General features: G+C 44.3%; 17 protein-coding genes and 1 pseudogene. 5 read left to right on the top strand and 13 right to left on the bottom strand.

Going from position 1 to position 21866, the window contains the following annotated elements:
• Positions 1-48: 48 nt before the first annotated feature.
• The 7 genes from serS to BACCOPRO_RS04840 form a co-directional block, all read right to left on the bottom strand.
• Positions 49-1326 (bottom strand): serine--tRNA ligase, encoded by a 1278-nt coding sequence (gene serS, locus BACCOPRO_RS04810; protein ID WP_008141473.1) that lies wholly within the window; start codon positions 1324-1326, stop codon positions 49-51.
• A gap of 116 nt (positions 1327-1442) precedes the next feature.
• Positions 1443-2642 (bottom strand): porin, encoded by a 1200-nt coding sequence (locus BACCOPRO_RS04815; RefSeq protein ID WP_008141474.1) that lies wholly within the window; start codon positions 2640-2642, stop codon positions 1443-1445.
• A gap of 6 nt (positions 2643-2648) precedes the next feature.
• Positions 2649-3452 (bottom strand): 3-deoxy-8-phosphooctulonate synthase, encoded by an 804-nt coding sequence (kdsA, locus tag BACCOPRO_RS04820; protein ID WP_008141475.1) that lies wholly within the window; start codon positions 3450-3452, stop codon positions 2649-2651.
• Between the two features lie 2 nt (positions 3453-3454).
• The gene (locus BACCOPRO_RS04825) at positions 3455-4387 is read right to left on the bottom strand and encodes a diacylglycerol/lipid kinase family protein (RefSeq protein WP_008141476.1); all 933 of its coding nucleotides are present in this window, start codon (positions 4385-4387) and stop codon (positions 3455-3457) included.
• 3 nt (positions 4388-4390) lie between these two features.
• Entirely contained in the window at positions 4391-5311 is a 921-nt protein-coding gene (gene miaA / locus BACCOPRO_RS04830; RefSeq protein WP_008141477.1) for a tRNA (adenosine(37)-N6)-dimethylallyltransferase MiaA, read from the bottom strand.
• 149 nt (positions 5312-5460) lie between these two features.
• Positions 5461-6471 (bottom strand): type I glyceraldehyde-3-phosphate dehydrogenase, encoded by a 1011-nt coding sequence (gap, locus tag BACCOPRO_RS04835; protein WP_007562676.1) that lies wholly within the window; start codon positions 6469-6471, stop codon positions 5461-5463.
• A gap of 248 nt (positions 6472-6719) precedes the next feature.
• Positions 6720-7517, bottom strand: a complete 798-nt coding sequence (locus BACCOPRO_RS04840; RefSeq protein WP_008141481.1) for a DnaJ domain-containing protein — start codon at positions 7515-7517, stop codon at positions 6720-6722.
• 236 nt (positions 7518-7753) lie between these two features.
• Here BACCOPRO_RS04840 and BACCOPRO_RS04845 point away from each other — a divergent pair, with 236 nt between their 5' ends.
• The 5 genes and pseudogenes from BACCOPRO_RS04845 to BACCOPRO_RS04865 all read left to right on the top strand — a co-directional run bounded on the left by BACCOPRO_RS04845 (position 7754) and on the right by BACCOPRO_RS04865 (position 14420).
• Positions 7754-9415, top strand: coding sequence for a peptide-N-glycosidase F-related protein (locus tag BACCOPRO_RS04845; RefSeq protein ID WP_373920402.1), 1662 nt, complete (start codon positions 7754-7756; stop codon positions 9413-9415).
• 297 nt (positions 9416-9712) lie between these two features.
• Positions 9713-11267, top strand: a pseudogene (gene guaA, locus BACCOPRO_RS04850) (glutamine-hydrolyzing GMP synthase).
• Positions 11268-11496: 229 nt separating this feature from the next.
• Positions 11497-12594: a DUF4934 domain-containing protein gene (locus BACCOPRO_RS04855; RefSeq protein WP_008141490.1), complete on the top strand. Its 1098-nt coding sequence runs from the start codon at positions 11497-11499 to the stop codon at positions 12592-12594.
• A gap of 54 nt (positions 12595-12648) precedes the next feature.
• Positions 12649-13809 (top strand): 6-bladed beta-propeller, encoded by a 1161-nt coding sequence (locus BACCOPRO_RS04860; RefSeq protein ID WP_008141492.1) that lies wholly within the window; start codon positions 12649-12651, stop codon positions 13807-13809.
• A gap of 134 nt (positions 13810-13943) precedes the next feature.
• A complete protein-coding gene (locus BACCOPRO_RS04865; protein ID WP_008141494.1) occupies positions 13944-14420 on the top strand; it encodes a porin family protein in 477 nt (158 codons plus the stop codon).
• Between the two features lie 78 nt (positions 14421-14498).
• Here the strand turns inward: BACCOPRO_RS04865 and BACCOPRO_RS04870 are convergent, their stop codons facing one another.
• The 6 genes from BACCOPRO_RS04870 to BACCOPRO_RS18295 form a co-directional block, all read right to left on the bottom strand.
• Positions 14499-14936: a PepSY-like domain-containing protein gene (locus BACCOPRO_RS04870; protein ID WP_008141495.1), complete on the bottom strand. Its 438-nt coding sequence runs from the start codon at positions 14934-14936 to the stop codon at positions 14499-14501.
• A 146-nt stretch (positions 14937-15082) separates the two neighbouring features.
• Positions 15083-16372 carry a sensor histidine kinase gene (locus BACCOPRO_RS04875; RefSeq protein ID WP_008141497.1) on the bottom strand — a complete coding sequence of 430 codons (1290 nt, stop codon included), beginning with the start codon at positions 16370-16372 and terminating at the stop codon, positions 15083-15085.
• On the bottom strand, positions 16369-17046 hold the full coding sequence (locus tag BACCOPRO_RS04880) for a response regulator transcription factor (RefSeq protein WP_008141498.1): 678 nt from the start codon (positions 17044-17046) through the stop codon (positions 16369-16371). The genes BACCOPRO_RS04875 and BACCOPRO_RS04880 overlap by 4 nt, the downstream gene beginning before the upstream one ends.
• Positions 17047-17242: 196 nt before the next feature.
• The gene (gene glgP / locus BACCOPRO_RS04885; protein ID WP_008141500.1) at positions 17243-19813 is read right to left on the bottom strand and encodes an alpha-glucan family phosphorylase; all 2571 of its coding nucleotides are present in this window, start codon (positions 19811-19813) and stop codon (positions 17243-17245) included.
• A gap of 40 nt (positions 19814-19853) precedes the next feature.
• Positions 19854-21518, bottom strand: coding sequence for a glycogen/starch synthase (locus BACCOPRO_RS04890; protein WP_040311220.1), 1665 nt, complete (start codon positions 21516-21518; stop codon positions 19854-19856).
• Between the two features lie 94 nt (positions 21519-21612).
• The coding region (locus BACCOPRO_RS18295) for a hypothetical protein (RefSeq protein WP_008141504.1) at positions 21613-21866 on the bottom strand (254 nt) is incomplete at its 5' end.

Genomic DNA, 21866 nt, shown 5'->3' on the forward strand with positions numbered 1-21866 from the left:
GCCGCCTGAACATTGTCAGGCGGCTTTCTCTTTTTTTGTATAATTACATCAGTCTATCATATCAAATCCACAATAAGGAACCAGAGCCTTCGGAATCCGGATTCCTTCCGGAGTCTGATTATTCTCAAGCAAGGCAGCTACGATACGTGGAAGGGCCAAAGCAGAACCATTCAAAGTGTGACAAAGTTCTGTCTTCTTGTCAGATTCCTTGCGGTAACGACATTTCAGACGATTAGCCTGGTAAGTATCAAAGTTAGAAACAGAACTTACTTCCAGCCAACGCTTCTGAGCTTCAGAGTAAACCTCAAAGTCGAAACAGATTGCAGCAGTAAAGCTCATATCTCCACCGCAAAGACGCAGGATACGATACGGAAGTTCCAGCTTCTTCAACAAGCCTTCTACATGATCCAGCATTTCCTGATGAGACTGTTTGGAATGCTCTGGCTTATCAATACGTACCAGCTCAATCTTAGAGAATTCATGCAGACGGTTCAAACCTCTTACATCCTTTCCATAAGAACCGGCTTCCCGACGGAAACACTGAGTATAGGCACAATTCTTGATCGGCAACTGTTTTTCATCCAGAATCACATCACGGTAAATGTTAGTTACAGGAACTTCTGCAGTAGGAATCAGATACAGATCATCCAGGTTGCAATGATACATCTGTCCTTCCTTGTCAGGCAGCTGTCCTGTTCCGTAACCGGATGCAGCATTAACCACTGTAGGAGGCATAATTTCCTCATAACCGGCTGCATGAGCTTCATCCAGGAAGAAATTTATCAAGGCACGCTGCAGACGGGCACCTTTTCCTTTATAAACCGGGAAACCAGCTCCCGTTATCTTCACGCCCAGGTCAAAGTCAATCAGATCATACTTCTTGGCCAGTTCCCAGTGAGGAAGTGCATTCTTGGGAAGTTCAGTTTCCATACCTCCCATTTTTTCTACTACATTGTCCTCAGCTGTTGCACCTTCCGGTACTTCCTCGTAAGGAACATTCGGAATCGTATACAGCAGGTTCTGCATATCTTCTGCAGCCTGATCCATGGCAGTCTGAAGAGACTTGCTTGCTTCCTTGATTTCAGCAACACGAGCCTTTGCAGCTTCCGCCTCCTCCTTCTTGCCTTCTTTCATCAAGGCACCGATCACTTTCGAAGTCGAGTTAACTTCTGCCAGATTTTTATCTAATTGATTTTGAGCATTACGTCTTTTTTCATTCAGTTCAAGCACCTGCGCAATTGTTTCTTTGGCATTGGCAAAATGCTTTTTCTCCAGCCCACGGATCACCTTGTCGGTATCCTCTGTAATTTGTTTAATAGTAAGCATATCTTTATTTACTTTTTGAATGACCTTTACGCATAATTTTGTGCAAAGATATATCTTTTTATTGGAATACGTATAACAAGAAAGAATGATATTCTCTCAAAACTCTAAGGAGATTTCTAAAATACCGGCAGAGTATAAACCAGGCCCAATGATATACGCTGTTCATTACGGTTTTCCCCTCCAAGCAAACGCGCGCGTTCCGTAAAATGAATATTCTTGTACAGGAAATGAAGATACAGCAGCAATTCACTGTTTTCCATAGGATAATATTCCGCACAGAGTTGCGTATTCCAGACACGCCGGTATGTTCCTTCCTCAAATCCGGGAGTCTCTTTATAGACACCACCCTGCTCATATACACCTTTTATATATAAGTTCAGATGCGGATTGACCCGATAATCCAGATTTCCGATTGTAGTAAAGTAATTTACATTCTGGATTGTCGTTCCATTGCCTTCTTCATCTACCGTTATCCCGCTCAGCAGCCCCTTCGAATCCAACCCCTCACGAGAAAACATCAGATCGATATAACCCAGAAAAGGTTTCTTGTCCCAGACGTTTCCACAAGTAAAGTAAAAGATGTTCTTTTTCTTCGCCAGCTGACCATACGACAATGAATAACGGAGCTGTAAGGCACGATCCACAAAGAATCCGTCCCAATTTGCCGTAGCCAGAACCGGAACTTTGGAACGTTCCACCCCTTGAGGCAAACCATACATAAACTGGTCTTCAAGCGCACCGTTCCGCAGGTTTGTTACCTGAAAATTCATCGTCTGATCAGGATTGAGTGCATAACTGACGTTAAGTCCTGCCTGATAGCAAGGTATTGCATTATTAAAATCCGAAAACTGACGGACCTTTATAGCACTCACCCAATATTCGTACCCACTCAACTGAACAGCCTGTTTACCGGCAGAAAGTGTCACACGGTCACTAACGTTCCAGTTAACCACCGCCAGTTCCACTGAGCCAGAAAGATTGTCCAAGGGAATATTCGGATTGGTATACTGATTGAACGACTGACGGAAATGATAGGAAAATTTATTATGAAAAGCCCCCAGAATCTCCAGACGAATCCGATCTACCCGAAAAGCAGCCTCATCAAACTCCCGGTTAATAAAAGAAGCCTTAAGCGAGGAAGCAAACTGTATATTCATATTAGCCCAGTCGATCTTCCGCTTGTTTCCACTCAATTTCTCCAATAACGTCTTCTCCTCGGATGAAACCAAAGCCTCATTCTGCGCACATACAGATGCTGTCCCCCCGACCAGAAGGACAGACATCAAAATTCCTTTCAGTAATCCTCCGGTTTTCATACGGGATTACAGGCTCTTGCGGATTCGTACCAGTTTCTCCAGCAATCCTTCCAGCAGATCAAGTTTCAGCATATTGGCACCATCACTCTTGGCTACCGACGGATCCTGATGAGTTTCCATAAACAATCCGTCCACTCCTACGGCCACTCCTGCCTTGGCAATAGTTTCAATCAACTGCGGCATTCCTCCTGTCACTCCTGAAGTCTGATTAGGTCTCTGCAGAGAATGCGTTACATCCAGAATAACCGGATAACCAAACGACTGCATCTCCGGAATACCCCGATAATCTACAACCAGATCCTGATATCCAAATGTCGTTCCGCGTTCCGTCAGCATTACCTGATCATTTCCCGCTTCAACGACCTTTTCAGCCGCAAAACGCATGGCTTCGGGAGAAAGGAACTGTCCTTTCTTGATATTTACAATCTTTCCCGTACGGGCAGCAGCCACCAGCAAATCAGTCTGCCGGCAAAGAAAGGCCGGGATCTGCAATACATCCACATATTCAGCCGCCATTTCAGCCTCCTGAGCTGCATGAATGTCTGTCACCACAGGAATATCGAATGTCTGACGCACTTTTTCCAACACCTTCAGAGCTTTTTCATCACCGATGCCTGTAAAAGAATCAAGACGTGAACGATTGGCTTTCCGGTATGATCCCTTAAATACATAAGGAATTCCCAGACGGTCTGTTACCTTTACAATATGTTCAGCTATACGAAGTGCCATTTCTTCGCCCTCTATGACGCAAGGGCCTGCCAGCAGAAAGAAATTATCTGCTTTTTTCAAATCTGTAATATTCTTTATCATAATTAATTCGGTATTATCAAGGTCAGTGCTTCAGGAGCTATCGTTACTTCAATCGGGAAATGACGGTCAAACCACAGACGTCCATCCAGACTGATCTCTGCATTCTGTGCACGCAATATCTTTACACAACGGGTACGATAAGGCTTTACAGTCTTATGATTCAGCAAACGTCCCCGCTGAAGCATCCACAGGCCGGAAATAAGCTGACGAAGTTCCGGACGGTAAATAACCGATACGTCCAGCCAGCCATTATAAGGAACGGCACTGGGAGTCAGCCCGTAACCACGGCCGCTTCCAATGGCAACAGCCATAATACGCCCGCGAATATGTTCGTCATTTACTTTCAGATGCATGCGATGCAGTTTACGCTGGAATGCAACCAGAAACAATGAAGACAGATACGAGATCAGAGGAATTCCCCAAAAACGGCGGGTTTCATTCGTTATGCGCACAATCGTTGCTCCCAACCCCATATAAACAGCATTCAGAAAATAACGTGACACATGCTTGTCGCCATCGTAACAACTGAATACTCCAACATCCACCTTGCGCAAACGACGGTTTATCAAGGTATCTACGGCTCCTTTATAGTCATCCGAATCAAGCCCCCAATATTTGGCAAAATCATTACCGATACCATTGGGAATGATTCCAAAAGCTATCTCATGCTTATTTTCTGCTTCTGACTCCAGAATACCATTTACGGCATCATTGATAGCTCCGTCACCTCCAACAACAATAATGGTCCGATAGCCGTTATTGGCTAACGTACAAGCCAGACGTTCAACTGAGCCAAAACCTTCAGACTGAACATAATCAAACTGTACATGCTGGCTTTCCATATAGTCACGAATCTCCTTCCAGCGTTTCTGCGCTTTCCGGCTTCCTGCTTTGGGGTTATAAATCACCCCCCATCTATTGGGTCCTACAGCCATAATCTATCGAGTTTTATCCATTAATTCTATAATCTTGTCTACTTTATCCTGCATACTCCACGTAGCATCTATCCAGTGAATTGTAAATCCTCTGCGTTCCATGCCCCGGAACCAGGTCATCTGACGCTTGGCAAACTGATGAATGGCTATCTCCAGCTGCTGAAACATTTCGTCATAAGTGAGCTGCCTTGTTACATACAGCGTCAGATATTTATATTCCAATCCATAATAGATCAAATCTTCCGGTGCGATGCCTTCATCCAGCAACGCACGGACTTCATCCACCATCCCTTCCTCCAGACGTTGCTTCAGACGGGAAGAAATCTTCTGACGGCGCAAGTCGCGATCAATATCCACTCCCACAATCAGGCTCCGGAGTTCCGGGAAAGAACGGGCTTCAGTCTCCTGATGCAAATAATACTCTTCTATTTCAATAGCCCGGATAGCCCGCTTCACCGTATCCACATCCGTAGAATTATGCAGTTTCTTGTAAGTGGCCAGCAAAGCCGTCAGTTCATCCAGACTCTTATCTGCCAGTCTGGAACGAAGTTCAGGATTTTCCGGTACCGGCAACAAACGATAACCTTTCAGAACCGACTCCAGATACATGCCCGTCCCTCCACACAAAACAGGGATCAGTCCGCGCGACCTGATATCTTCATAAGCCTTCAGGAAGTCACGCTGATATTCAAAGACATTATATTTATAGCCAGGTTCAACGATATCAATCAGATGATAAGGTATCTGCTGTCCGTCCACCACATAGTCCACAAGGTCTTTACCCGTTCCAAGATCCATTCTGCGGTATATCTGCCGGCTGTCTCCGCTGATAATCTCTGTATGCAGGCGTGCGGCGAGCGCAGCAGCAAGCGGAGTCTTTCCGGAAGCAGTAGGACCAAGAATCGTTATCAGATCATAATTCATATATCAGTAGCTGAAAAAAGTTTCGGACAACAAAGATAGCCTTTTTCTGCACACATCACATCTGTTTGCGCAAAAAAGTTCAGAAAGGTATAAAAAATAAAAGCCGCCCGGAATACCGGACGGCTTTTGATATAGGATTGTTTAACTGATTAGCAGTTTACTGAAGCCATGTGAGCGATCAGATCCAATACTTTGTTAGAGTAACCGATTTCGTTGTCATACCAAGAAACAACCTTAACGAAAGTATCAGTCAAAGCGATACCAGCTTTAGCATCGAAGATAGAAGTGTGAGTGTCACCCAAGAAGTCAGAAGAAACAACTGCATCTTCAGTGTAACCCAGGATACCCTTCAATTCGCCTTCAGAAGCTTCCTTCATAGCTGCGCAGATTTCAGCGTAAGTAGCCGGTTTAGCCAAGTTTACAGTCAAGTCAACTACAGATACATCCAGAGTCGGAACACGCATAGACATACCAGTCAGTTTACCGTTCAAAGCCGGGATAACTTTACCTACAGCCTTAGCAGCACCAGTAGAAGACGGGATGATGTTACCAGAAGCAGCACGACCACCTCTCCAGTCTTTCATAGAAGGACCGTCAACAGTCTTCTGAGTAGCAGTAGTAGAGTGAACTGTAGTCATCAAACCATCAGTGATACCCCATTTGTCGTTCAAAACCTTAGCGATCGGAGCCAAGCAGTTAGTAGTACAAGAAGCGTTAGAAACGAACTGAGTACCCTTAACGTAAGTCTTTTCGTTAACACCGCAAACGAACATCGGAGTGTCGTCCTTAGAAGGAGCAGACATTACAACATATTTAGCACCAGCTTCGATGTGAGCCTGAGCTTTTTCTTTAGTCAGGAACAGACCAGTAGATTCTACTACGTATTCAGCACCTACTGCATCCCATGCCAATTCTTTCGGATCTTTGCAAGCAGTTACACGGATTTCTTTACCGTTAACAATCAGTTTGCTGTTTTCAACGTCTGCTTCGATAGTACCGTTGAATTTACCGTGCATAGTATCATATTTCAACATGTAAGCCAAGTAATCAACCGGGCACAAGTCGTTAATACCTACGATCTGGATATCGTTTCTGTTCTGAGCTGCACGGAATACAAAACGGCCGATACGACCGAAACCGTTAATACCTACTTTAATCATTTTGTTTAATTTTAAAAGGTTTTATACTATAATTAAAACACTCACTTCATTTAAACTTCGCGGTTCACTCATCGAATTACCCGTTCCGTTTTTTACGATGCAAAAATACGTATTTCTTTTTGAAACGCAAGTATCTTTCCCTAATATTTTAATAAAAATTTATTGATGTACGACCTTATGCAAAAGCAATTTGCAATGACTTCACAACGATGAGACAGGCTGAAGCATACACCTTATTAATAATAGGACTATTTCAGACCTCTTGCTTTCCAGATACGTTCCTTAGCCGCATTGATTTGCTGAAGTTTCTCTTCCGCTGCACGACGAATATCTTCACCGAGCGTAGCAACACGGTCCGGATGATGCTTCAAGGCCAAACGGCGATAGGCTGCACGGACTTCGTCATCAGTCGCTGTAGGTTCAACTTCCAGCACTTTGTAAGCCTCAGCCAGAGAATCTCCTTTCAGGTTCAACATGGATTCCACTTCCTGAACGGACAGACCCATGGCTATTGCCACTTCCTTCAGGGCATCTATTTCTTCCATGCAGACATTTCCATCGCTCTGAGCTATCTGAACCAGGAAATTCAGCAGTTGAAGCCGTTCTTCATATCCCAGATTTGCAGCAATCTGCCGGCCACAATCATGAATGGTACGACGGAAAGACTGCGGATCGGTCTGTTCCATACGCTTCCGCTGCTCAAACAGATTCAGCAGAATCTGCTGTCCCTCTTCCACTGCAGCATCTCCAAAATTCATACGCAGGAAACGACGTACGAATTCCATTTCACTGTGCATGATACGCCCGTCCGCACGAATAATGTAGGAAGCCATCACCAGCATAGAAAACAGGAAACTGTTTCTCCGTCCTCCATACCCGGCATCTTCATAATCATTCATATTACCTCCGGCTGTGCGTTCTCCGCCTTGTTCCACCGAACCGGCAGCCGTATCAAAAAGGGAACCGATGGCAAAACCTGCCAAAGCTCCCAAAGGTCCCTGAGCCATAAACCCCAGGATACCTCCTATCCATTTTCCATATCCCATATTTTCTTTCTTTTTAAAATCCCGGACATCAGGGATTCCACCGCAAATTTAACGATTTCTTTCTAATTCACAATTTCCTGTTTCCATATCCTTCCCCGCTTCATCCGGTAAATCTTTTGAAAAACTCATGTTCTCTTTCCGTTTTTTGCTATTTTTGTAAAGTTTAAAGTTATCAAAATACACCGTATATGAAGTATATCAACATCGTAACATGCAGCCTGCTGGCCTGCTATGCCATGACATTCTCCACTGCTGGAGCTGAAAATATCCGCAAGAAGACTAAAAATGCAGCCGGAATAGAAGTTACCTATCAGAGCAGCTATAAAGGAAAAGTCATGCCCGGAGAACTGCTGATGAAAGTTGTCGGCAACGAAGTTTCCTTGAAACAAGTCCGTCCCGAGAAAGAAAAACCCCAGGAAGTACGCAAACAGGACAAGGCTCCCATTGTGGACAACTACATTGATTATCAAGCCTGCAAATCCTACAGAAGAGCTGAATTGCCCGACGGAAAAATCATCTCTTCTGCCACTCCCTTTGAATTCGGAAAAGGGTTCAAGGAAGTCGGAACGGAACAGATCATGGGACTGAACTGCAAGATTCTTCAGACTTCCATCAATTCAAATACCATCCAGATTTGGTATACAACGGATATTCCTTTCCGCGGAACTCCGCAGGCAAATGTCGGTGTACCCGACGGACTGGTTCTGAAAGTAGTCAGAAACGGAGACATGGTGCAGGAAGCTACAGCAATCCGCCCGGAAAAGAAAGCTGATGCTCCCCTCTTTCCTGAATCCTGGGGCGAAACAATGGATGCATCGGACTTCCAGTACACCATCAACCAGAGTGTCGTTATCAGCATTCCGGTATTCAGCGGACAAAGAATCTGCTTCAACGGAGCCAAATTGCCCGAAGAGGTGAACGATCAGGAATGTTACAGTGCTGCCGGAGGTACAATCATTCTAAAGAAAGTCAAACTGCCCGACTATGTAGCCAACCGGACTGTCTTCGTGGAAGTGGCCCAATACTCCGACGGGGATGCCTACGACCGCACCGGTTCCATTTTCCTCATTCCGACTGACAAGAAACAGTCTTTCCTGGATGCCCTGCGTGACCTGAACAGTGTTCCGGCTTTCCGCTCCGGCGAAACAGACTATCATGGTCTGGTTTCTACGGACAACTATAATGTTCCCATGGAACTGATGCGCTTTTTCACCGGCTTCGGTGTCAGAAGCTTTAACCACAACAAAGTACCGGGACAGAACTGGGTTGATTCAGTTGTCTACAAAAGTGAAGTTACTCCTCTGATTGAACGGCTGAGCGGCGAAGCCTGGATCGGAGCCTACATCGGCAACTGGGATACCAAGGGACACCGGCTTTCCCTGAAACTGAAATACTATCCGGACGAAGAACACCGGGTTTACAAATCCATTCCGCTGTTCAACACAGTCAATTATATGGAACAGGCAGGACAGCCTTATCCGATTTTCATGCTGAACGACTCGCTGAAGGCAACCTTCACGCTGAAGGAACCGGTGAAAAACGCCAAGCTTTATTACGTGACAACCGGACACGGAGGATGGGGAAACGGCGACGAGTTCAACCAAAAGCCCAACACCATCTATCTGGACGGAGAAAAAGTCATTACCTTCATTCCGTGGAGAGACGACTGCGGAACTTACAGAAACTGGAATCCCTGCTCCGGTAATTTCTCCAACGGACTTAGTTCTTCCGACCTGAGCCGTTCCAACTGGTGCCCGGGCACGGTTACCAATCCGGAATATATCTATCTGGGCGATCTGGATGCCGGTACACATACCATCACGGTCAAGATTCCTCAAGGAGCACCCGAAGGAGGCAGCAACAGCTACTGGTGCATTTCCGGAACCTTGATTTACTGATCCGTTCTCCCATCAGAAAATCGCCATCGCTCTTTGCTGGAGTTATGGCGATTTTTGTACAAATCAATCCCAGGGAAAGACCGTCAGACAAGCCCCCGAGCTTTTTTAAAAACGATTCGACGTATTCATTAAAAGCCCGAAGCGTTTGAATGAAAAGCCCGAGACGTTTTTAGTGCCCGATTCAAGGCATTGAAGTTCCAATAAATTCATCCTGCAACGCGATTCTGTTCTTTATACGAGGATATTCACAAAATTTTCGTATCTTTGCAGAAATGTTATTTTAACCCGAAAAACTTTATGCAGGAAAAAATTATTATTCTCGACTTCGGTTCACAGACCACGCAGCTTATCGGCCGTCGTGTACGCGAACTGAACATGTATTGCGAGATTGTTCCCTACAACAAGTTTCCTCACAACGACCCGTCTGTCATTGGCGTCATCCTTTCAGGAAGTCCCTTCTCTGTTTACGATGAAAAGGCTTTCAAGGTAGACCTGAGCGGAATCCGCGGTAAATATCCTATTCTGGGTATCTGCTACGGCGCACAGTTCATGGCTTACACAAACGGCGGAAACGTAGAACCGGCAGGTACACGTGAATACGGACGTGCTCATCTGGCCAAGTTCAACCACGAAAACCCGTTGCTGAAAGGTATCCGTGAAAACTCTCAGGTGTGGATGAGCCACGGAGACACCATCACAGCTATTCCGGAAAACTTTGAGATCATCGCTTCGACCGACAAGGTTGCCGTTGCTGCTTATCAGGCAAAAGGTGAGAAACTTTGGGGTGTACAGTTCCATCCGGAAGTATTCCATAGCGAAGATGGTACGCTGATGCTGAAGAACTTCGTAGTGGACATCTGTGGCGGAAAACAGGACTGGAGTGCCGCTTCATTTATCGAAACAACTGTTGCCGAACTGAAAGCCCAGCTCGGAAATGACAAGGTTGTTCTGGGATTGAGTGGCGGTGTTGATTCTTCAGTAGCTGCCGTATTGCTTAACAAAGGCTATCGGAAAGAACCTGACCTGTATCTTCGTTGACCACGGTATGCTGCGCAAGAACGAGTTCCGCAACGTATTGCATGACTATGAATGTCTGGGACTGAACGTTATCGGTGTAGATGCCAGTCAGAAATTCTTCTCAGAACTGGCCGGTGTAACCGAACCGGAAAAGAAACGCAAGATCATCGGTAAAGGCTTCATTGATGTATTCGATGAAGAAGCTCACAAGATAAAAGACGTGAAGTGGCTGGCACAGGGAACAATCTATCCCGACTGCATCGAATCACTGTCCATCACCGGAACAGTCATCAAGAGTCACCACAACGTAGGCGGACTTCCCGAGAAAATGAATCTGAAGCTCTGTGAACCTCTGCGTCTGCTGTTCAAGGACGAAGTAAGACGTGTAGGACGTGAGCTGGGTATGCCGGAACATCTCATCACCCGCCATCCTTTCCCGGGTCCGGGTCTGGCTGTACGTATTCTTGGAGACATCACTCCGGAAAAAGTACGCATCCTGCAAGATGCCGACGATATTTTCATTCAGGGATTGCGTGACTGGAAGGTAAAAGACGAAAACGGCAACGAAACCTCCCTGTATCATCAGGTATGGCAGGCCGGAGTAATCCTGCTTCCGGTTCAGAGCGTAGGTGTAATGGGTGACGAACGTACTTACGAACGTGCCGTTGCCTTACGTGCCGTGACCAGTACCGATGCCATGACTGCCGACTGGGCTCATCTGCCTTATGAATTCATGGCCAAGGTATCAAACGACATCATCAACAAGGTGAAAGGTGTCAACCGCGTATGCTATGACATCTCGTCAAAACCACCTGCCACAATCGAATGGGAATAAAACAAGCCCTATTTAAAGCATATTCAGATAGCCTCAACCCAACAAAGGTTGGGGCTATTTCTTTATATATTCCGATCCGTGAAATATACTGATGCTTTTCCTGGTCAATGGCATTTGTAAATGCGTACCTTGCACTTTCACATATGAATTCTGCACCTGTTCTGATATTTACACAGCATGTAATTATTATAGGAACATTCAGTAAATAGAATTTTAAATTTATTTTGCTATGAAGAAACTCTTTTACATTATTATTCTAGGTTGTATGTATTCATGTAGCAGTGGTGAGAAACATCCTGATGGAATAGAAGATATATTTGTTTCCCTGGAAGACAAAAGTCTCACTATCGACAAACCGGCTTTTGAAACATTCGATTATGTAAAACTAGAAATGACCTCTGAATCTGTAATAGGCGATGTATCAAAAGTAGTGATAGGCAATGAAAGGATTTATGTCTTGTCTCTTATAGATCCGCGGATATTTATATTTTCATTGGATGGGAAATACATAAACAGCCTCAAAAGGGGCAATGGACCGGGAGAAGTTCTTTTTGTCAGTGATTTTGAGTATAGAAACAATAACCTATATGTTCTTGACAACTACAGAAGTATTAAACAGTATGACTCTGACGGTAATTATATAGCAGAGAAATACAAACTTGACAGTCCGTATTTTTCTTTTACTCAAGTAGATGATGATTGTTTGTGGCTGTTTGATTCCAATATAAATGGAAAAAGCAATCATTTCCTCTATTATCAATCTGAAACAGATAGTACTTATGGTATCAGTAAACCCAATTCAATAAAAGGAAAACCGTTTGTATACTATAACTTTTATAATAACGGTATTGTTTCCTTACCGGTTTGCGATACAATTTATTCAATCAAGGCTGATAAACTTAATCCGGAGTATGTGGTCCATTTCAAAGGTAGAAACTTCTTTGAGATGATTTCTGAGAAAAAAGATATGTCAGATGATGAATTCGGGAAAATAAATAGAGATAAAACAGCTTACCGTTGGATTAAGGATGTCACACCATATAAGTCGGGTATATACTTTGCTTTCAACTATGATAAGACTTATTTTGTAAAGCATGAAAACCGTATGACTGAAATATATACACGACTGGTGGAAGGTTTGCCTGATATTAATGTGGCAGCAGTAGGTTATACAGATAATCAGATAATATATTCTTTGTCTTCCATGAATCTGTTGGAATATAAAGACAATAACGACATACCCGATGATGATAAGTTGAAATCATTGTATTCCAGTATTCAGAATGAAGAGGACAATCCATATCTGATTTTGGTTCCTACGAAATAAAAAAATATCAATTCCCCGGTAAATAATATGTAATATAGATAAAACAAATATCTTATGAGAAAGACAAACATTTGGTTTCTAAACCTATTATTTTTTACAGGTATAGGCCTGGGAAGCTGTAATCAGGCAGACAAAGACAGTAAATATATTACTGTTAATGTAAATGAGAATTACCCCGAAAAGGAATTAGTCCTTCAGGACTTTATGGACGTTGAGTATATTCCGTTGGAAACTACAGATGAATTCATTACGCAAGGAGCTGTATTGTCAATCGGTGATAAATATATATTGATAAAAAACTATGTCAATGATGGAAATATATATGTCTTTGACAGGAAAACCGGTAAAGGAATAAGAAAGATAAACAGAAAAGGACAGGGTGGAGAAGAATATGCTTTCATTGTAAGTGCCGCTCTGGATGAAGATAATGAAGAGATTTTTGTCAATTCCACAAAGAAAATACTGGTATATGATTTGTCCGGCAATTTCAAGCGTAGTTTCAATACTGCTGATGATGCGGATTATATGGATGTCTTCAATTATGACAAGAATAATCTCATCTGTTATGATATGACAGTATATTATAGGGACGGAGAAGAAAAGGAGAAGGAATTCTATCATTCCATTATATCGAAGCAGGACGGCAGTGTTACCCGTGGTATTTCAATTCCATTCAAAACAGTCAAGGCGCCGTTTGTACGTCAGGGAGATGTCATAGCAGCAATCCCAGTACGTGCCCTTATACCTTGTCAGGATAACTGGCTTCTTGTCGAGACATCATCCGATACTATTTATAGCTATAGACCGGACAAGAATCTGTTGAGTCCTTTCATCGTCAGACAGTCGTCTGGTGAACCGGACGTACTTATCACAATGGGGCCTGTAACAGACAGATATTATTTTTTTAAGAAAATAGAAAAGAAGTTTGACTTTTCAAAAGGTAATGGATTCCCGACTACAGACCTGATGTATGATAAAGAAGAAGATTCATTTTTCGAACCAGTGATATTCAATGCCGATTATATAAATAAACAGGAAGTGAATGTGACAGAAAACGTCGGCAATGGAGATGTTGCTACCTATCAGAATTTGGCAGCAGACCGACTTGTAGAGGCATATGCCGATAATAAGCTGAAAAGTCCGCTAAAGGAAATTGCAGAAAAATTGAATGAAGAATCAAATCCTGTTGTGATGCTTATAAAATATAAAAAATAGAAGCCTGGGTGTATAGTTCGATATGCACTTCCTTTTTATATAAAATGTACCTGAAAAAAGCAAAAACAGACCAAAACCATTCTTCCCGTTCAAGTGTTATATTGATATATTATCCATTTTAAAAAGGAAAGAATATGAAGAAGTTGACATTACTTATTGTCTGTCTGATTGCCGGAATGGCAACAGCAGCAGCACAGAGTCAGGGTGACAAGGCACTCGGTCTGAATTTGAATTATGCCAGTGAAACCTCCTTCGGTCTGGGCGGAAAATTCCAGTATAATCTGACCAACCATGTACGAATCGAGCCGGAATTCAATTACTATTTCAAGCACGATTATGTTTCCTTCTGGGATCTGGGAGTAAACTTCCATTACCTCTTCCCCGTTGCGGCTGATGTGGCTATCTACCCGGCTGTAGGATTGGGATATGCCAATGCAAAGGCTCATTTCGACGAATATTCTGCTTCCGACGGAAAGTTTCAGGCCAAGTTTGGAGTAGGAGCTGACTTTAAACTGGGTTCTGCCTGGAAACTGAACATTGAACCCAAATATCAGTTAGTGGACGGATTCGACCAGTTCATCATAAATGTCGGACTGGCTTACTGCTTCTGATCCGGCAAAATCAAATGCACCCGCTTCCCGGACAATCCGGAAAACGGGTGCATTTCTTTATTACCTGACAGGCACTGCTTAATCGTCAATGTCTACCACACGCATCTGAGAGTCGAAAGAGATTTCCCAACGGTTGGACAGCTTCACTTCATATCCCTTACGGTCACGTTCGATACGAAGAATCTTGGCATCCGGATAGTTGGTTTTCACATAATCACGGATAGCAGCAGGAACAATCTTTGAAGGTACTTCGCTTTGTGAACACTTCACTTCTGTCCATTCTCCGGACTTGTCGAATTCCACCTTTTCGCCATTTGTGAAAATGACATCATAGGTTTTATAGAACAAATCACTCTCCTGCTTAGCCAACGCCACTTTGTGGCTCTTGAAATAAGTGGTCAGGAAGGTCTGGGCCTTTGTCGGCAACTGTCCAACCTGGATCGGTTTGTCATTATCAGCCAAAGCAACTGAAGACATTGTAAACACACACACCAATAAAAAAACTAACTTTTTCATACACCTTTGTTTTTAAGAGATTAATCATTCATTTAATTTTCTAATACAAAGGTGCGACAGGAATCTGAAAAGAATCTGGAATCAGAAGAAATTTTCAGGAAAAATGCAAAATTCTTTTCTGAAAGCCTGTTCCGCAATATAAACACCTATCCAACTCTTTCCGATCCGGAACGGCTGACCGTAAACCGATGCATGCCCTCAGTGAATTCGTAACGGATATCCAGCCCGCTTGACTTGCAGACAGACTCAGCCAAAGCCAGCCCCAGTCCCGTAGAACCTTCTTTCTTATGGCCCTGATAAAAACGTTCAAAGATACGCTCACTGTCAAGGGGCTGCTCACCGCTATTGGCGACAACCATTGATTCCGTCGTAAAGAGAATACGGATCACGCCCCCTTCCGTCACATGTACAAAGGCATTTTTCAGCAGGTTGGTCAGCAGGACTGAAGCCAGCGATTCACTCATCATGACCGTAAACTCACCTTCCGTAATCACTTCCACCGAAACACCCCGGTAAGCATACACTTCCTTATAATCTTCCAGGTATTGCTCCAGCAGATGATTATAACATATATCCTTTACATCGGAAAACTGCCGGTTCTCGATCTTGCAGAGCAAGAGCAAAGAACGGTTCAGACGCGTCAGACGTTCAAGCGTTTCATGCGTCTTTATCAACTCTCCCAACTGCTTTTCGCTGAGATTGCCTTCTTCCATCAGCATTTCCAGACGGTTCCGGCAGATAGCCAAAGGTGTCTGCATCTCGTGGGATGCATTTCCGATAAACAGTTTCTGCTGTTCATACAGTTTCTCACTGCGCTCTGCCGAAAGAGTCACGGCTTCATTCAGCTTGCGGAACTCATAAATGCGGGTATTATTCTCCAATGGAGCATTCGAACGGCCGAGCCGATAGGCATCCAGCCAGGCCAGCAAGCGGTACAAAGGATGCATATTTCTCCGGAACACCCATACGTTCAACAAAATAACGGCCAGCAGCAACAGTACATAAAGAAAGACAATCCACCCCAGAATAGCTCTCTGCAAATCAGCTTTCTCGATGGTAGGCGTATAAACGACCAGCTCCATAAAGCGGTTTCCTTCGGCCTCGAAGATGGTAGTCAGTACACGAGCCGGTTCCTCTTCGTCCTTCTCTGTGATATAAACCATTTCATCGTGATAAGAAATCCGGGGATACATCCGGGCATACGACTCGCTTACTTCATAAAGGAAATACTGGTTGTTGGAGCCATTGCTACGGGCAGGAAGTTCCTCACCGGAAAGCCATCTGAGGATCAATGCCTCCGAATAGTCTTCCAGCGAATCATCCACCTCGTCATTGACTTCTTCCATCACGGCCAGATAAAACAGTCCGGCCCATAAGGTAAGTATCACAATGAGTGCGGCGGACATACGCCCCAGAATCAGATGAAACAGTTTCATTCTACGACAAACTTATAGCCAAATCCATATACAGACTTAAGCTCCGGAGTAGCACCGGCTTCTTTCAGGCGCTTACGGAGATTCTTGATCTGCGTATAGATGAAATCAAAGTTATCTACCTGATCAATATGATCTCCCCATACAGACTCTGCCAGTGTATTCTTATTGACCAGTCTGCCGGGACGGCACATAAAATAATATAGGATATCGTATTCCTTACGGTTCAGATCGACTTCCTTTCCCTCAACCATCACCCGGAAACGATCGGGAAATACCTCAATGTTTCCAAAGCGCAAGCTCTGCTCTCCTTCCCGCTGATTCCTCCGCAACAGGCTCTTGATACGTGCATGAAGTTCGGCCAGATGAAAAGGTTTGGGCAGATAATCATCTGCACCCAGATCCAGTCCCTGCACCTTGTCTTCCAGTGAATCCTTGGCTGAAAGAATAATGACATTCGTCCGCTTGCCCATCGCCTTCAGTTCTTCCAGCAGATCAAGTCCGCTTCCGTCGGGCAGCATGATATCCAGCAGAATGCAATCATAATCGTAATCTTCTATTTTACACAGGGCTGTCCGATAGTCAGGAGCCTGGGATACGACATAGCGTTCCTTTTCCAGCGAACGGGTGGTAATCTCCCTCAGGTCGGCATCATCCTCTACAATCAGTATTTTCATTGGCTTTTGTTTTAAAGTATCTGTATCCGGACATCCAGTCCGTCTGAATGCAAAGATAGCCAATTCCACGACACGGCAAAGCGAAAGCCCCGGGCTTTTTCCGCAAACAAAAAACACGGCCTGTACATACAGGTGCAGACTTTTTCAATCCACACCTGCTGTACAGGCCGTCATTCTATATATCTTTCCGGTTTACTTAGTCCTTGTTGAACCAGCGTACATAGCAGAAGTCCTGACGATGGGGCAGTGCCTCATGTTTCGGGAACATACGGTATGCAACCTTGAAGCTTCCGGAGTTAGACAGGCTGTGAGTTACCTTGAAGGTAAACAGATTACCGTCTCTGTGAACCATTTCCATCGGTTCTACTGAATAAACGTATTCCTTGCCTTCAGCGGTAGTGTAAGTTGTTACCAGTTCAATGCCCACTGCATCATCCAGGCCTTTTTCGTCAACCACACAAGTGATAACATATTCCTTACCGGTTTCAATGTTACCTTTGTGAAGGTCTTCGCACTTATCCATAGAAACGACTTCGATGGAATCCCACTTTTCAGCCACTTCTTCTTTCCATTTGGCGATTTCCTTAGCCTTAGCATAATCGTTGGCTGCCAGTTCATGGAAACGAGCAGCTTCCTTGCCATAGAATTTAGTGAAGTAATCATCCAGCTGACGCTTCATGGTGTAATGAGGAGCTACCTGTGCGATAGAGTTCTTGATAGTCTTCACCCAGCCTTCAGAATATCCCTTCTTGTTACGTGCATAGTAAAGCGGCAGGATTTCAGTTTCCAGCAAGCTGTAGATTGTAGCAGCATCCAGCTGATCCTGGTGTTCCTGATTCTGGTAAGTACGTTTTTCAGTCAGTGCCCATCCGGCTCCTTCACGGTAACCTTCCAGCCACCATCCGTCAAGTACAGACAAGTTTACAACACCGTTCATCAAAGCTTTTTCACCGGAAGTACCGGAAGCTTCCAACGGACGAGTCGGAGTGTTCATCCAGATATCTACACCAGAAACCAGACGACGAGCCAGTTTCATATCGTAGTTTTCAAGGAAAATAATCTTACCGAGGAATTCAGGACGGTTAGAGATTTCCACAATCTTCTTGATCAGACCCTGACCGGCACCATCGTGGGGATGAGCCTTACCTGCAAACAGGAACTGTACAGGGTAATCAGGATTGTTCACGATCTTGGCCAGACGATCCAGGTCTGTGAACAACAGATGTGCACGCTTGTAAGTAGCAAAACGACGTGCGAAACCGATCAACAGTGCGTTAGGATTGATCTTGTCCATCAGAGAAACCACACGCGACGGATCACGCTGGTTCTTCAGCCATGTATCACGGAACTGGTTACGGATATAGCCGATCAGCTTGTTCTTCAAAGCTACACGAGTCTTCCAAACTTCTTCATCGGGTACATTGTAGATAGCTTCCCAGATCTTTTCATTTGACTGGTCGTGCAGGAAGTTCTTGTCGAAGTATTTTGCATAAAGTTTCTTCCATTCAGAAGCACACCAGGTCGGGAAGTGTACACCATTGGTTACATAACCTACATGATTTTCTTCAGGGAAATAACCTTTCCAGATACCTGAGAACATTTCCTGTGAAACTTTACCATGCAGCCAGCTTACACCGTTCACTTCCTGACAAGTGTTGCAGGCGAATGTAGACATACAGAAACGTTCGTTAGGATCACCCGGGTTAATACGGCCCAGATCCATCAGATCCTGCCAGGTAATACCCATACGCTGCGGATAACCTCCCATATACTTGCCGAACAGACCTTCGTCGAAGTAGTCATGACCAGCCGGAACCGGAGTATGAACAGTGTACAGAGAAGAAGCACGTACAACTTCCAGAGCCTCGTCGAATGACATGCCGCTTTCTACATAATCGCACAAGCGCTGTACGTTACACAGGGCAGCGTGACCTTCATTGCAGTGATATACATCTTTCTTGATGCCCAGACGTTTCAGCAACAGCACACCACCGATACCCAGCAGAATTTCCTGCTTCAGACGGTTTTCCCAGTCACCACCATACAACTGATAAGTAATCGGACGGTCGAATTCGCTGTTCATTTCGTTATCTGTATCCAGCAAATACAAAGGTACACGACCTACGTTTACTTTCCATACATATGCATGAACATAATAGTCCAGATAAGGAACATCAAGAACCAGAGGCTGTCCGTTTTCATCTTTAACGCGGTCCAGAGGCAGGCTGCCGAAGTTCTGTGCTTCATAATTTGCAATCTGCTGTCCGTCCATAGACAGGCTCTGAGTGAAATAGCCGTAACGATACAGGAAACCTACACCACACATATCGACATTGCTGTCTGATGCTTCTTTCAGGTAGTCACCGGCCAGGATACCCAAACCGCCGGAGTAGATCTTCAGTACGTGAGTCAATCCATACTCCATACAGAAGTATGCAACAGAAGGACGTGAAGCATCGGGCTTCACATCAATATATTCTTTGAATTTCTTATATACCTTGTTAATCTTGGCAAGAACAGCTTCGTCAGAAGACAGATCTTCCAGTTTTTCATAACTTATACGCTCCAACAAAGCAACCGGATTCTGTCCGACAACGCTCCACAATTCAGGATCCAGAGAACTGAACATTTCAGTTGCCTCATCATTCCAGGCCCACCAGATATTGCGAGCCATTTCTTCCAGCATCTTCAAGGATTCCGGAATGTGGGATTTCACATTTACTTCCTTCCAGCAAGGAACATTCGCATAATTTGTCTTGATTTTCATATCTCTCAATAATGCTTTAAGTTAAAAATCAGATTCACTGTTACAAAGCAAGGCGTTTCTCAGCATTGCGCAAAGCAATGTCATAAGCCTCATAATAATACTGTATGAAATGTTTCCACAGTGCCTTTTCGGCAATTGCTGCCGCGTTCTTCCGTATTTTCTTGATTTCAGCTGCACTCAGGGCAGAGAAATCTGAAACTGTATCTTTTATGACGTCAGCCACTTCAGAATAGTTGTAGTCTGTACGATGGATCACCTTTACGCCGTCAGCCAGTTCGCTGAAACGTCCTTTCAAGGAGTTAACCCATAAGCCAAACCCGGCCAGATCTGTCGTAACTGTCGGTACGTGGAAAGCGATGCTTTCCAGCGGAGTATATCCCCAAGGTTCATAGTAAGACGGATATACACTCAGGTCATATCCTAAAATCAGGTCATAATAATGCATGTTCCAGATACCGTCGTTTCCATCCAGATAGCAAGGTACAAAGATAACCTTGACCTTTGATTCCGGTGCATTCGACATGTTCAAATACTTCAGCATGTCAAGTACCTGGTCATGATTCATGTTATGCAGCCAGTGGGTAATGAAAGGAACCTCCAGAGGAGTCGTAAACTGTTCCTTGCTCTTCAGACGGGCTATCAGGTCTTCACGGGGATCGCCCACCCATCCGGGCACATTGATAAATGCCAGAACATCACGCTTCAGATTCTTGTCGCGGGTCAGCCGGTTCAAGGATTCCAGATAAACGTTGATACCCTTGTTCTTGAATTCATAACGGCCACTGGTTCCGACAATCAGTGTTTCGTCGGTCAATTTTGTACCCAGAAGCTTGTTCGCCAGATTCAGCATAGCCTGACGGGCTTTCTTACGACGTGCAACAAACGTATTCCCTTTGGGCACAAAGTCATCCTCAAAGCCGTTCATCAGAACCACATCTGCCGACTTGTCAAGCAGTTCACGACATTCATTGTTGGTGATTTCACTGACTGTTGTAAAACAATCAACATGGTGTGCAGTCTGTTTTTCAATGGAATGCTTCGATTGCATATTCAATTCACCAGCCATCTGGTCGCCATTATATGCAAACAAATAGTCATACAAAGGTTTGTTGTTTCCGGCAATCGAGCGTCCGATAGAAGTCGCATGAGTAGTAAAAATTGTTGCTATTTCCGGCACATGCTTGCGCAGATAAAGTGCTCCCAGACCGGTCATCCATTCATTAGCATGATAGACTACCCGATCCTTCTTGCTTAAGCAATGCCGATAAAAACTTTCTACAACTTTTCCTGCAGCATATGCAAACATGGAGGCCTCGTCGTAATCACCGTAAGCATGAAGTGAATCTACCTGAAAATCGCACCAGGCCTGCCCGTAAATATCATTCTTCTGAGCATAGAAAGGAGTGAAATCAACCAGGATTGTAATGGGAGATCCCGGTATATTCCAACGACCGACGCGTATCTTCAATCCATCACTCTCCCGTGCATATGCACACCAGTCTTTCAAACAATTTTCATCCTCAGAGAATAAAGGATTTTCCTTACCCGACCATACATCCGGACCAATGAAAAAGATCTTATCAGGAAATGCATCCTGCAATGTCTTTGCCCTTGTTGAGAGAACCGTGTAAATACCTCCCACCTTATTACACACTTCCCAACTGGATTCGAAAATGTAATCGGGCTTCAAAAGCTCTATCATCATCATCTTTAATATTTTCTAAATCAGTCGCGAAGGTATAAAAAAAGTATGGATTTTTAAAGTTTTTATAGACCTAATTCGACTATTCATATTCATTTTATTCAAGAATATCGACCAAGATGTCATTCTTTTTACACTGGAATGTCCGTCCGGCCATTTGTATGCTGTCAGAAAGAAACTCAAAATGCCTCGTCAGCATCGTCTGCACGATTCGCCCGCAACGACCGCACGATTCTGCCCCAACGACCGCATAATTTGCCCGCAACGACTGCATGATTCTGCCCCAACGACCGCATAATTTGCCCGCAACGACTGCATGATTCTGCCTCAGTGACCGCACGATGAAAAAGC

This window comes from Phocaeicola coprophilus DSM 18228 = JCM 13818, assembly GCF_000157915.1.
Classification (GTDB): Bacteria; Bacteroidota; Bacteroidia; order Bacteroidales; family Bacteroidaceae; genus Phocaeicola; species Phocaeicola coprophilus.

What these genes read in the sequence shown, in the direction of transcription:
- serS (WP_008141473.1), bottom strand. Translation starts at nt 1,326, where the DNA reads ATGCTTACTATTAAACAAATTACAGAGGATACCGACAAGGTGATCCGT.
- BACCOPRO_RS04815 (WP_008141474.1), bottom strand. Translation starts at nt 2,642, where the DNA reads ATGAAAACCGGAGGATTACTGAAAGGAATTTTGATGTCTGTCCTTCTG.
- kdsA (WP_008141475.1), bottom strand. Translation starts at nt 3,452, where the DNA reads ATGATAAAGAATATTACAGATTTGAAAAAAGCAGATAATTTCTTTCTG.
- BACCOPRO_RS04825 (WP_008141476.1), bottom strand. Translation starts at nt 4,387, where the DNA reads ATGGCTGTAGGACCCAATAGATGGGGGGTGATTTATAACCCCAAAGCA.
- miaA (WP_008141477.1), bottom strand. Translation starts at nt 5,311, where the DNA reads ATGAATTATGATCTGATAACGATTCTTGGTCCTACTGCTTCCGGAAAG.
- gap (WP_007562676.1), bottom strand. Translation starts at nt 6,471, where the DNA reads ATGATTAAAGTAGGTATTAACGGTTTCGGTCGTATCGGCCGTTTTGTA.
- BACCOPRO_RS04840 (WP_008141481.1), bottom strand. Translation starts at nt 7,517, where the DNA reads ATGGGATATGGAAAATGGATAGGAGGTATCCTGGGGTTTATGGCTCAG.
- BACCOPRO_RS04845 (WP_373920402.1), top strand. Translation starts at nt 7,754, where the DNA reads ATGACATTCTCCACTGCTGGAGCTGAAAATATCCGCAAGAAGACTAAA.
- BACCOPRO_RS04855 (WP_008141490.1), top strand. Translation starts at nt 11,497, where the DNA reads ATGAAGAAACTCTTTTACATTATTATTCTAGGTTGTATGTATTCATGT.
- BACCOPRO_RS04860 (WP_008141492.1), top strand. Translation starts at nt 12,649, where the DNA reads ATGAGAAAGACAAACATTTGGTTTCTAAACCTATTATTTTTTACAGGT.
- BACCOPRO_RS04865 (WP_008141494.1), top strand. Translation starts at nt 13,944, where the DNA reads ATGAAGAAGTTGACATTACTTATTGTCTGTCTGATTGCCGGAATGGCA.
- BACCOPRO_RS04870 (WP_008141495.1), bottom strand. Translation starts at nt 14,936, where the DNA reads ATGAAAAAGTTAGTTTTTTTATTGGTGTGTGTGTTTACAATGTCTTCA.
- BACCOPRO_RS04875 (WP_008141497.1), bottom strand. Translation starts at nt 16,372, where the DNA reads ATGAAACTGTTTCATCTGATTCTGGGGCGTATGTCCGCCGCACTCATT.
- BACCOPRO_RS04880 (WP_008141498.1), bottom strand. Translation starts at nt 17,046, where the DNA reads ATGAAAATACTGATTGTAGAGGATGATGCCGACCTGAGGGAGATTACC.
- glgP (WP_008141500.1), bottom strand. Translation starts at nt 19,813, where the DNA reads ATGAAAATCAAGACAAATTATGCGAATGTTCCTTGCTGGAAGGAAGTA.
- BACCOPRO_RS04890 (WP_040311220.1), bottom strand. Translation starts at nt 21,518, where the DNA reads ATGATGATAGAGCTTTTGAAGCCCGATTACATTTTCGAATCCAGTTGG.